Raw genomic sequence first — 12,197 nt, 5'->3', positions numbered from 1 at the left:
TTCATGAGCAAATATACACTGAGAGGGTCTGCTGAACTTGATGCGAAAATCGATACTGACCTCAATCGCATCAGCGAGGCGGTACGCGGATCTCGCTTTGGTTCACTATATCGTGCCTTGATTTTGATAGGTGGGTACGGGCGGGGGGAGGGGACCCCATTCATCGTCAAGGGGAAGCAGGTTCCCTTTAACGATTACGACCTGGTGGTGGTCTCAAAATCCCTCAGTTGCCGTCAGCGGACGGAGGTTCAGTCTGATTTAAGGCACTGGGAGGTAACGCTTTCCAGCGAATTGAATCTGCCGGTTGACTTGTGTCTGTATCCCGACAACGTGTTCTGTCAGGCCGAGTTTTCACTGCTGAATTATGAAATGAAATATGGCCACCTCGTGGTCTGGGGAGAACCGGATATTGTCCGGCATATGCCTGATTATCAGCATCATTTAATTCCTTTATCCGAAGGGACCCGTCTCTTGATGAATCGGGGGAAACTTCTGTTGGACGTGCGTCGGGCTTTGCGAGACAAGACCTCCTTCACGGACGAGGAACGAATCCGCTATATCAAGTTTCTTTTCAAGGCCTTATTGGCTTTCGGGGATTGTACGCTTCTAGTTTACGCTGATTATGACCTCAGGTACTCAGTAAAAAAAGAACGGATTTTGAAATACTTGAATGCTGATATGCCGGATCCGGAGTTTATGGTCGAGGGATACCGGCGGGCCGTGGAGTATAAAGAGTGGGGCGACTTCCAGTCACTGGCCCCGGAGGCGTGGCGTGAGGAATTCGACCGTATTCGCCGATATTACGTCCGCTTTATCCAGTGGTATGAAGGGCGTCGCCTGGCGGCCGATGTATCGACGCCTGCGGGCTATCTGGCGGCATTGGTCGTATCCGGAAGGGAGTGTGGCGTAGGGAAAGCGCTGTTGCTCAACCTGCGGCTTTTTGGATATCGTGCTTTCGCGTGCCGTGCTGGCTTTCTGGGGCTGCATCCCCGGGCGCGACTGTACATGGCCTTGCCGCTACTTCTGGGGGATTCATCTCCGTCCGAACAGTTGCAAGGCTTGCTGTCTTCGGTTTCAGGGCAACGTGAGGCGATTGAATCACAGTTCTACAGGCTTCAGAAAAGGATTTCATGAATCATAAAAAACTAGCTCTGTTTATATTTATTGACGCATTTGGTTGGGAGGTCTACCAGCGGAATCGTTTTTTTTTGCAAGGCCTGGTTAAAGATTCTAAAAAACTGGAAACTATTCTGGGATACTCATCGGCCTGTGATCCCTCCATCATTTCCGGGTTGCTTCCCAGCGAGCATCGCATGTGGTCATCTTTTTTCTATTCCCCAAAGACCTGTCCGTACCGGTGGTTGAGATGGTTGCAGATTCTGCCCGATTCCATTTTCAGTCGTGGACGGGTACGCCACTGGATGAGCAAGCTGATCAAGAAGCTCCATGGATTTACGGGTTATTTCATGTTGTACAGCGTGCCGTTCAAGTATCTACCCTTGTTTGATTATTCTGAGACGCGCAGCATCTGGCGTGAGGGGGTTTTGAAAGGTACAACAGTGTTTAACCGGTTGGACAAGGCCGGTCTTCCATATTTCGTGCATCGGAGCGGAACTTCGGACGAAGCCCGTTTCAGCCAGCTTAAAGGAATGTTGGCTGGAGCTGAGATTCCATTCGCCTATGTGTCACTGGGGAAACTCGATGCATTGATGCACAAGGTCGGAAACCAAGGCGAGGGGGTGACGGAACTCATCCGTTGGTATGACACTAAAGTCCGGGAGTTGATTGTGACTGCAGAAGCCTCTTATCAGGAAGTGTCCTGGTATGTGTTTACGGACCATGGCATGCATAACACGACGGGTGAATATGATCTGGCGCGCGATGTGGAGCGGTTGGAGCTCCGTTACGGAAAGGATTATGTGGCGTTTTATGATGCCACGATGGCTCGTGTCTGGTTTCTGAACGACTTGGCCCGCGTAAAGATTACCGCCCTGCTTTCGTCCCATTCCCAAGGACGCATCATGCCTGATGAGGAGCTGAAATCGCTTGGGGTCTATTTCGAGGATCACCTTTACGGTGACCTCGTTTTCCTGATGAATTCTTCCCTCCAGATTGTCCCGAGTTTTATGGGAAACAAAAGGGTGGCGGGACTTCATGGCTTTCATCCGAAGGATGCGGATTCTTTTGCGACGTTGCTCAGCAATCGTTCCATTCCGGAAGAAGTCCGGCGTATTCATCATATCCATAGCCTGATGATGCGTGAAATTCCCGAACTCACCCGGACTTAGTCGAAGTGTTGCTCGTTGCAAGCGTATTGGATTTGGTGTCTTTCCAGACGCCCTTAAGTTGTCCGGATTTCAACTTCGAGTTGGCTGCCAACAGGACAACGGCGTCCATCATAAATCCGAGACAAGCCACTGGCAGCTTCATTAGGGTTTGGGCAGGAGTGAGATTTTTGAGTCTCTGGAACCGGACAGCCAATGCGCCGGGATACATGACCCACCAGCCACTTTGGGCCACCCGCTCGGCAATGAGCGAGCGATACCAGTTCGGGTCGCGGGCGTTGTTATCCCTGATAATTTCTCCGGCGTTCTGTACGCCGATGCGCTCTTTCAGGTAATCACGGAGATAGCTATAGATGGCATGCGCAACCTGCTGGCGGCGTTGATTATAGAATACATCCCGAACCCGGGTGTATGACTCGAAGATGTGGGAAGCATTTGGGGCGCGTATCACACACCGGTTATCTGATGGCTGCCGGTATAGATCTGTGCAGACCATGAACTTAATAAAACCATCTTCTGTCATCAGACCGGGGGGCATGTAAATACCTCGGAGAACCGAGCCTCGGGCGCAATACAATTGACCGGTTATCTGGGCGGGAGCGGCCTGTGTCATCTGACCGATTGCCAGTGAAACCCGGTCAAAAATGGATTTGTGCTTTTTGAATTGAACATGTTTTTGAGGCAGGTCAGTTGAGACTTGCGCAACGGGGTTTTGTTCCAGGACAGTTACCATATTGGATAATGTGTCAGGGTTGGAAAACGTGATGTCTGCATCCATCAGTATATAATAATCCGTATTCTGGTCTGAAAATGTATGGATATAGTGATTCCACGCATTTGCTTTACCCGCTTCCTCCAGGATGTTCACCGACAAGGTCAGATTTGTTATGGGATAAGGCGCGGCTAAAGTCCCTAGCGTTGTTCGTGCGATTTCCTCTGTGTTGTCAGAGCATCCATTTGGAACGACGATGATTTCAAGACAAACATTCCGGGTGAGGAGGTGCTTCAGCAGGCTTTGCTCAAAAAGTGAGGTCAGGCTGGTCGCGATGATTTCAGATTCATTCCATGCCATGATGCCGATACTGATTTTCATCAGGCGCTGCCTCTTTCGTCGAACGGTTTTTGATTGTTCAGAAACGTAATCATAGTGCAGAGTTAGGTTTATAGAAAGCAAATCCAGCTTTAGAGGTATTATGAATATAATTCTTATGTTTGTAGTTTGGCTGTCACTCGTGATGGTCAGTCCCTTGTCACAGGCAGGAAAGTCGGTAGATCGTGTCTGGGTTCTCTCATCTGAGTGGGTCGTATTAGCCAACGATTACATGGATGAAACAGACACTCAGATGTATGCCGCTAATAAATCTGTATTTGACCGTTTGCTGGTAGAACAAGAGGCATTAGAGCAGGGGAAGATTCCCGATTGGCCTGTTTTGAAGCAGCGGTCTTCGTTGTGGGCCCGGTTGTACGTGGAAATGTCAGAGCAACATCGGTGGGCCCGGGAGCTGGATGCTTTTTCCATCGAGGAGGATAGCACAAGCGGCGAAACGCGCAGCAGGAGTCCACGGCAAGCAGTCTCCTGGGTTAATGAACTGGGTGATCGTGTTGATGTGGCTCAATCACCACTCCGGGCCTGTGCTGACTATGAGGTGGGGCATTATTCATATTTACGACTACCGTATGCCATGACCAATGGCAGCGCCCTTCGTATCAGACAAAAGGACGGACGGGTGGCGTTAATCAATTTTAATGACAATACCCTGATATCACCTGCGATCAAGGTCAACCAGGCGGGATATTTATGTGATGCTCACGAGAGATATGCCTATTTGGGCGCGTGGATTCCCACGATTGGACCCGTAGATTACAGCGGTTTAAAATCATTCGAACTGTGTCGCGAGGAAGATGGACAAAGTGTCTGGCAGGGAATACTGAGCGTCAGATCCACGAACCTGACCTATTCAGGAGAGATTGTGTATGAAATGGATTTCAGCGCAATGCATGGGAGTGGCCGTTTCTACATCCGCGTTCCAGGGTTGGGGCGATCGTGGCCTTTCGTGATCGGCCCTACGGCCTTAGGTGAAGCCTTCTACGTTGCTGCGAGGGGGTTTTACCATCAGCGGTGTGGATGTAAACTTGAGCAACCTTATACCGCTTGGACACGTGGCCGTTGTCATCTACCGCCAGTGTTTGCATGTAGTATGGTGGGCAATGGCGGGGATATCTGGAAAGATTCCTCCGGGCGGGTCGTCAAGGACATTAAAGGGTTGGATTTTGAGGTGATCAAAGCCACGGGGGATTCCTCGATAGCCTATGACATCTGGGGAGGATGGCACGATGCGGCTGATTATGATCGCCGCCAGAGTCATCACTTTGCGGCATGGGACCTGATGGGGGTCTATGAATTAAATCCCCTGGCGTTTTTAGATGGACAGCTCAACCTTCCTGAAAGCGGCAATGGGGTTCCGGATTTGCTGGATGAAGTCGATTATGGTCTTGAGGTGTGGCGGCGGGCACAACGACCGGATGGAGCTGTATGCGGGCGTATTGAAACGGTGAGCCATCCCAACCACCGGGGGATGCCCGACGAGGAACACACTCCGTTTTTCAAATCCGTGGAAACCCGTGAGAGCACATTGTACTACGCGGCATCTGCCGCCCAGTTGGGCTGGTTGCTCCGCCCCTTTGATCGCCGAAAGTCAGATGAGTGGGTTGAGTCAGCGACCCGTGCTTATGCATGGGCAGTACGCACGAACAGGCATCCCGCATCCATGGCTGTCACCGTGATCGAGAAAAACAGAATCCTGCCGGATGGAAAGCGGGAGTTGTTTTGGAACGAGTCTCCGGATGCACATTTATTTGCCGGTTTCCATGCGGCTTTACAACTCTATCGAGTTACCTCCAACGAAACGTATCGGGCCGAATTGGTGCAATCCTTCATGCCCTATGCACTCCGGTTTTTTGATAGTTATCCCAATTATATATTTCAATCATGGGGGGTTTTTGAGGTGGCAACCTGGCAAGGGGGGGGGATGCCTGAAACTGATCGCCGCCGAGCCACCGAGATGCTTATTGCTCGCGCAGATGAGGCTGTGCGAGAGCAAGAGGCCACACCGTACCGGCACCCTTGGAATCCACAAAAAAGCCGGCGCTGGGGGGCGGCCTTGTCCGCAACGCAGGCCCGATATTGTATCCTTGCATGGAAATTGACTGGAAAAGAGCGTTACCGCACGGCCGCCCTGCATAGCGCCGACTTTCATTTGGGGTGCAATGCCCTGGGATTGAGCCAAACCACGGGACTGGGCTCGTATTCCATTGGCATGGTGCAGGATGCTGAAAGCCGCGCGGACGGCTTGTTAGAGCCGGTGCCGGGCATAACCCCGTATGGCATTGTTTCCGTGCCAGCTGGTGAGCGTAATCATGTTTACAGCATGACCGTGGGCACGTCTCAGGCGAGCCATCCGGACTATTTTCTGCCACCACCATTTGATGTGCCCAAACCGCCCATCCCCTTATGGCGGCAATATGGACCCAATGGCTGGCATGACCCTCTCAATAACGAGTTCACCCTGCAGGAAACATTAAGCCCCTTGGTATTATTGTTTGGGTCCCTGCTGGGCCCGGGGTGGCAACCATCTGAGGAACTCAAGAATCGCGTGCCCAAGTCACGGAGTGAAATGAATGGATATTTCTGGTTACCCTGATCGGGGTCCGTTCGCTAGATCAGATCGGGAAGATGAGTATTTGGCAGGAGATCGATTCCGAGTGCACTCTTGAAAAAATATAATATCAGGAAGGCCAGTGTTCCCAGTGCCAGGATCGCGATGAACAGCAGCAGAATTCCGATAACGGCTAAGCTAATAAGTTTTCCGGCATTGGATATATTCAGTCGGATTCGAGCCAGGTTTTCGCGGCGACCCGCAACCTTGTATTGCATAAAGGCCTCTTCCACCAATTGAATTACCTCATTGTTTCTGAACGGTTTGACAAGGAAGCGGAAGAGATGTCCTTTGTTGATAGCGTCCAGCAGCAGTTCTGTTTTGATGTCTCCGGTGACCAGGATTCGCTGAATGAGAGGGTTCGATTTTGCCACACGCGTTAAAAAGGTCAGTCCTTTTTCATCTTCCAAATGGTGGTCGCACAAAATGACCTGTACGGGCTGCGACAGGAGAATGGTCTGGGCATCCCGAACAGTTGAGGCTGTAAAAACTTGATTGGATGAGCCTAGTAATGTGTTTAAAAGTTGTAAAATAATCGGATCATCATCAACGATCAGAACGATACGTTTGTCTTGGTCTTGACTGCGGGAAGTCATAGCCGCTGATCCTCAAAACTGCAATTGTGAATCGATGAGTTAATGCTCAAGCTGTATATATAAGCGTGTACATGAAGTCAATAGCGGCTAAATAGACAGCCGATACCCAATACCTGGTTCGGTTTTGATGAGCTTGGTAGAGTCGGATGAAGTCTTGATTTTCTTGCGAAGATGATTCATATATACGCGCAGGTATTGGGATTGCTCTTCCGCCTGCGGTCCCCAGACTTCTCGTAGTAACTGCCGGTGCGTGACCACCTTGCCGTGATTCTGCGCCAATATCCGGAGCAAAGCGTATTCCGTAGATGTGAGATGGATCTCTGCACCATTTGTTGTGACCCGACGTGCACCGAAATCCAATCGCAAGGAACCGGTTTGGTAGGCCGATTCAGCGGGTTCTGACGGAGAGTGCCGTCGGATGGCGCGTAAGCGGGCAGCTAGCTCAGAGGCATGAAACGGCTTGGTGAGATAGTCATCAGCTCCGTGATCAAGCGCCTCAACTTTCTGATCAATATCCTGGCTGACAGAAAGCACTAAAACGGGGGTTGAGCTCCATTCACGGAGGCGTTTCAAAACTTCAGTCCCGTCCAGATCAGGTAAGCCGAGGTCGAGAATGATGACATCAGGACGGCGATACACGGCGGCCGATAACCCTGCTTGTCCCGTTTCGGCTTCAAATACCCGATACCCTTCCGCTTCAAGTGCAAGTTTAAGGAAACGGCGGATTTGAACTTCGTCGTCAATCACCAAGGCCACGGGTTGAGAAGTGGAGTCTGTCATATACTTTCCGGAATATTCTTCATTTCAACGGGAATACGCAATGTGAAGGTGGCTCCCCGATCGGGATTATTCACGGCGGATACGGTGCCGTTCAGTGCGGTCATCAGGCCTCGGACAATGGACAAACCCAGTCCGATCCCCCCCCGATGGCGCTTTGGTGCCCCGGTAAAACTTCTCGAAAATGCGGTTTTCTCCGCCCTGCGGGAGTCCGGGCCCTTGGTCTGATACCTTGAGGACAAGATGAGCCTCGTCCACCTGTGCTGAAATCGTAATTTCCGAGCCTGGTTCAGTGTAAAGGGCGGCATTGGCGGTAAGGTTGGCCAGTGCTTGCTCCATAAATCCGCTTTCGACTTTGACGGACGGAAGGTCATTGGGGATCAGAATGCGCATCCGATGCCGGGAGATCAGGTCGCTCACCTGTTGCTGGGCGGAAGAGATCATTTCATCTACGTCGCACCAGACTGGTGCGATGGTGAAGCGTCCGGACTCAATACGGGTCATGCTGAGCAGATTGTCCACGATACGGCCCAGTCCCCCGGGATGGGGCGCGTAGAGCAGCCCGAACATGGCCGGAAGTATGGCGAAGTACTTGGCGACATCATTGGCAATACTGAAGGTCGTCAGGGCGCCGCGAGTCATGAGAAGCTGTTTGCCGATTTCGACTACCTCAATCAGTTTGGTTGGATTACTTTCCAGATCCACCAATTCCCGGCTTCCCGTGCCGCCTGGGTGCCGGTGTTCATCGCGACTCCGACATCAGCCTGGGCGAGGGCAGGGGCATCATTGGTGCCGTCGCCGATCATGGCAATTAGCCTGCCATCGGCCTGTTCCTGACGGATGCGCGCCAATTTGTCCTCGAGCGGGGATGAGTTCCGTCGCCATGCGATTGCCCAAGGTGATGGTTCCGGTCTTGTCGAGGAGCAACACATCCACATCGCCTGCGGCTTCCACGGCCCGTCCGCTTGTGGCCAGCACGTTACGACGCATGAGCCGGTCAATGCCGGCAATCCCGATGGCACTGAGTAATCCACCGATCGTGGTGGGAATCAAACACACGATCAAGGCCAGTAAAACCGGCAATGACGTAAGAACCACACCGGACTGACCTGCTGCGCGTTCCTTAAATGCCGCAAATATTGGCAGGGTTAGAACCACCAGAATAAACAAGGCCGTCAGGCTGATTAGCACGATGTTAAGTGCGATTTCGTTTGGGGTTTTCTGCCGTCGTGCGCCTTCAATCATGGCGATCATCCGATCCAGAAAGAAGTGGCCGGGTTCGGCAGTAACCCTTACTGCGATACGGTCACTGATGACCCTGGTTCCACCCGTGACAGCACTCCGGTCGCCCCCGCTTTCTCTAATGGCGGGGGCCGATTCACCGGTGATGGCCGATTCATCCACAGTCGCAATTCCCTCCACAATTTCGCCATCCGCGGGAATGATGTCTCCCGTCTCGCAGACAAAGAAGTTGCCTATTTTCAGGTCGGTGGCAATTACGGCGCTTTCCGTTCCTTGGTCAAAGCGTCGTGCCATGGTAGTGGTCCGCATTTTACGTAATGCATCGGCATGCGCCTTGCCCCGTCCTTCGGCCATGGCTTCGGCGAAGTTGGCAAACAAGCAGGTGAACCAGAGCCAGAGCGCAAGTTGAAGATTAATAGGCGTAGAGGATTTCACTCAGACCATGCGGGCCCGAATTGGCGGGGCCCGCCAGTCCTGCCGACACGCTGGCCGCAATGGCTGACCCTAAGCGGTATCAGGCCCGCCAGCGGCATGAAACTGTCATGCATGGCGTTCACCGCACCGCAGGAGGTGCCGGTGGTGGCCGTGGCAAACAGCACGCTGTTCATGACTCCGAACCGTGTTTCCTTTCCTTCCAATTGGGGCAATAGGTTGGCGGTCACTGGATTCGGTTGCGATTCTGCCCACAGACTTCCATGAAATTTGAGAGTAGCGTGGGATTTTCGAAGGGGTGGGTAGTATTCTGTCAGAAAAAACCACCAAACTCAAGAAATCAGGTTTTTGAACCTGATTTCTTGAGTGGTGGTAGTGCCGTAATTTGGCAGCGTAGTTCTGTGCCGACTTATCGTGCGGCCCAGAGCATGGCTCTCAGTACGATCTCGCGTGCTTCAGGAACATCGAAGTCCTTGTTCGTATGGCCCCAGCAGGCGACGAATACCTTACCTTTACCCCATGTTTTGGTGTAAGCGTAGGGCATCACGGTGCCAGCCTTGTAAAGATCAGCATCGCCATATTCCCCTGTGAACACCGTGTTGCAAAGAACGTGAACACCCGGGTCGACGTGAATGTAGTATTGCTCGGTGTTGGGCATGGTGAAATCCTTCAGGCCCTTCACAATGGGGTGCTGGGGATCCACGATCGCTACCTTGTAAGAGGGAATGCAATTACCCGGATGGGCCACCCATTGTCCACCGGTCATCCACTGGTATTCAGTGTTTTCCCGGAAGGAGTCGATGATGCCGCCATGCCAGCCGACGATTCCAGCGCCTGCACGCACCGCGTCCAATAATCCCTTGGATTGAGGACCTTCGATCTTGGCCATGGTCCAGCACGGGATGATTAAATCCTGCGCCGCCATCAGATCCTTGTTGGCATAGCTATCCAATTTGTCCGAAACCATTACTTCAAAACCACGCTCAGCTAAAAGGGGCGCGAAAACATCAACCGATGCCTTAGGCGTGTGCCCATCCCAACCACCCCAAACAATAAGTGCTTTTTTCATATAATTATTTATTTCCTATTAACATTAATCATCCAACATTCCCGGCATCAGCCCCATCGGCAGCGCTGCAGGTTGCTTGCAGGTACTGGTGAGCGTGATCGCCTTGCCTTTCGCCGAAGCATCGGCGGCGGCCTCCATGGCATCAAGCACATGGAGGGCCAGTTCACCGCTCGCACGGTGCGGGCGACCAGACTTGATGGCGTTGGCCATGTCGGCTACACCAATACTGCGGCTGTTGTCCGTATATCCATGGGTCAACGGCACTTCCTGCCAGCCTTTACCTTTACCGCCGATGAGAACAGGGCCACCGAAACCGTTCGGGTCTGGCACACTGAGTGTACCTTCGGTGCCGTAGATCTCGATGCGCGGTAACTGTGCGCCTTTGCAATCAAAGGACATAATCATGGAGCAAATCGCGCCCTGAGCGAAGTCCAAGACTGATGCGTAGTGAGTGAGCGCTTTGACCTTCATGATCTTGCCGCATTGGGGCTGGCTGGTGATCATGCGCTCGCTATGTGTCGTGCGAGCCGAACCGCTCACGCGTTTGATCGGTCCCAGAAGATTAACAAGTGCTGTCAGGTAGTAGGGTCCCATGTCCAACATCGGTCCGCCACCGAGGTCGTAGTAAAACTCGGGCTGCGGATGCCAGCTCTCATGTCCCGCGCACAGCATAAACGCCGAGGCGGCGACAGGTTTGCCGATCCAACCGTCGTCGATCAACTTCCGGCAGGTTTGGATACCACCACCGAAAAAGGTGTCAGGAGCCGAGCCGACGCGCAGCTTTTTCGCCTTGGCCATCGCGATGATTTTCTCGCCATCTTTACGTGTGACCGCCAACGGCTTTTCGCCATAGACGTGTTTTCCCGCCGCCAGTGCCGCAAGAGCCACTTCTGCGTGAGCTTTGGGAATGGTCAGATTGACCACGATTTCGATTTCGGGATCCGCCAGCAATTCTTTGACGGTGCAGGCCTTCGTAATTTTGAATTCCTCAGCCTTGGCTTTGGCGCGATTTATGTCCAAATCGGCACAAGCTGCAATTTCGAGGTTTTTGAAGGTTTTACCGGCCGAAAAATAGGCCCCGCTGATATTACCACACCCAATTACGCCAATCTTTGTTCGTTGCATTTTTAATTTCCTTTTTTGAAAAATACTTACGCGTTGACTCAATTACGTCAAAATACTTATGCGTTGACTCAATAACAATGCACATTATGATCATTGTTATGGATTATATTTTCAATCGGTTGATGCATATCGGTCATCTTCCCCGACGCTTTCCATCGGTTTTGGCCGTGGACAATATCGGGTACATTCCTCACAAGACTGGGTGGATACGGCATCGGTTCAGTTCCTATAATTTTTCGTTTATTCTCAGTGGAGGAGGTGAATATTGGTGTGAGGGCCGTTTATGGCCTGTCCAGGCCCCCTGTGTGATTACCCAGGCACCAGGTTTGCAGTACGAGTATGGGCCCAGTGGTCAATGGACAGAGTGGGAGGAATTATTTCTGATCTACAACCAGAACCGGATACCTGCCTTGGAAAAAATGGGGCTGATCCGGCGCGATGTCCCTGCCTGGAACATCAAGGATACCGGTCCAACGCGAGCCCTGCTCCTGGAATTAAAGCAAGTGGATGCAAGTGGACAGGATGATGGATTTGCTGACCGCATTGATCGGCTGTGTGAATCCATGGTGATCGAGAGCATTCTGGGGGAAACGCGGGAATCCGTGCCCCCGGAAGCGCGGGCCATTCTGGAAATTCGAGATACGGTGAAATCGCATTTTCTGGAGTATCACGATTATCACGCATTAGCGCGTAAAAATGGGCTTTCGATCTCTACGTTCCGTCGGCGTTGGCAGGAGTTGGTGGGGGAACCCCCCGCGCGTTATGCGATGCGGTTGAAGATAGAGAAGGCCTGTCGGCTGCTAGTTGAAACCCGCATGAAGGTTGGTGAGATCGCGGAAGTCTTGGGCTTTAGCGATCCCTTATATTTCTCCCGACGTTTCCGCTTGGAAACGGGTGTCACCGCCGCTGAATATCGGAATACCCATCAATCTCCGCTCTCGTTTAATCCATAATG

General features: G+C 52.2%; 9 protein-coding genes and 2 pseudogenes. 4 read left to right on the top strand and 7 right to left on the bottom strand.

The window, feature by feature from the left end; all coding sequences use genetic code 11:
* Positions 1 to 3: 3 nt before the first annotated feature.
* Together WCI03_07085 and WCI03_07080 are read left to right on the top strand one after the other, a co-directional pair.
* Positions 4 to 1,134 carry a hypothetical protein gene (locus WCI03_07085; protein MEI8139613.1) on the top strand — a complete coding sequence of 377 codons (1,131 nt, stop codon included), beginning with the start codon at positions 4 to 6 and terminating at the stop codon, positions 1,132 to 1,134.
* A complete protein-coding gene (locus WCI03_07080; GenBank protein MEI8139612.1) occupies positions 1,131 to 2,288 on the top strand; it encodes an alkaline phosphatase family protein in 1,158 nt (385 codons plus the stop codon). Before WCI03_07085 ends, WCI03_07080 begins: the two co-directional genes overlap by 4 nt.
* Here WCI03_07080 and WCI03_07075 read toward each other — a convergent pair.
* Positions 2,275 to 3,378: a glycosyltransferase gene (locus WCI03_07075; protein MEI8139611.1), complete on the bottom strand. Its 1,104-nt coding sequence runs from the start codon at positions 3,376 to 3,378 to the stop codon at positions 2,275 to 2,277. The genes WCI03_07080 and WCI03_07075 overlap by 14 nt on opposite strands.
* Positions 3,379 to 3,478: 100 nt before the next feature.
* Between WCI03_07075 and WCI03_07070 the strand changes: the two genes are divergently transcribed.
* Positions 3,479 to 5,986: a glycoside hydrolase family 9 protein gene (locus WCI03_07070; protein MEI8139610.1), complete on the top strand. Its 2,508-nt coding sequence runs from the start codon at positions 3,479 to 3,481 to the stop codon at positions 5,984 to 5,986.
* A gap of 14 nt (positions 5,987 to 6,000) precedes the next feature.
* Here the strand turns inward: WCI03_07070 and WCI03_07065 are convergent, their stop codons facing one another.
* From WCI03_07065 to WCI03_07040, 6 genes and pseudogenes are all read right to left on the bottom strand, one after another.
* Complete coding sequence (locus WCI03_07065) at positions 6,001 to 6,597, bottom strand: response regulator (protein ID MEI8139609.1); 597 nt, start codon at positions 6,595 to 6,597, stop codon at positions 6,001 to 6,003.
* 87 nt (positions 6,598 to 6,684) lie between these two features.
* Entirely contained in the window at positions 6,685 to 7,377 is a 693-nt protein-coding gene (locus tag WCI03_07060) for a response regulator (protein MEI8139608.1), read from the bottom strand.
* A gap of 561 nt (positions 7,378 to 7,938) precedes the next feature.
* Positions 7,939 to 9,024: pseudogene (locus tag WCI03_07055) on the bottom strand (HAD-IC family P-type ATPase).
* Between the two features lie 7 nt (positions 9,025 to 9,031).
* Positions 9,032 to 9,376: pseudogene (locus WCI03_07050) on the bottom strand (potassium-transporting ATPase subunit KdpA).
* A gap of 81 nt (positions 9,377 to 9,457) precedes the next feature.
* Complete coding sequence (locus WCI03_07045; GenBank protein ID MEI8139607.1) at positions 9,458 to 10,117, bottom strand: ThuA domain-containing protein; 660 nt, start codon at positions 10,115 to 10,117, stop codon at positions 9,458 to 9,460.
* Positions 10,118 to 10,141: 24 nt separating this feature from the next.
* The gene (locus WCI03_07040) at positions 10,142 to 11,242 is read right to left on the bottom strand and encodes a Gfo/Idh/MocA family oxidoreductase (GenBank protein MEI8139606.1); all 1,101 of its coding nucleotides are present in this window, start codon (positions 11,240 to 11,242) and stop codon (positions 10,142 to 10,144) included.
* A 98-nt stretch (positions 11,243 to 11,340) separates the two neighbouring features.
* On the opposite strand from WCI03_07040, the gene WCI03_07035 reads away from it, so the two are divergent.
* Positions 11,341 to 12,195, top strand: coding sequence for an AraC family transcriptional regulator (locus WCI03_07035; protein MEI8139605.1), 855 nt, complete (start codon positions 11,341 to 11,343; stop codon positions 12,193 to 12,195).
* Positions 12,196 to 12,197: the final 2 nt, after the last annotated feature.

The organism is bacterium, assembly GCA_037143175.1.
In the GTDB taxonomy this organism is placed as follows: domain Bacteria; phylum Verrucomicrobiota; class Kiritimatiellia; order CAIKKV01; family CAITUY01; genus JAABPW01.
The sequence above is the reverse complement of the archived record's forward strand: the minus strand, read 5'-3'. Positions and strand labels throughout refer to the sequence as shown.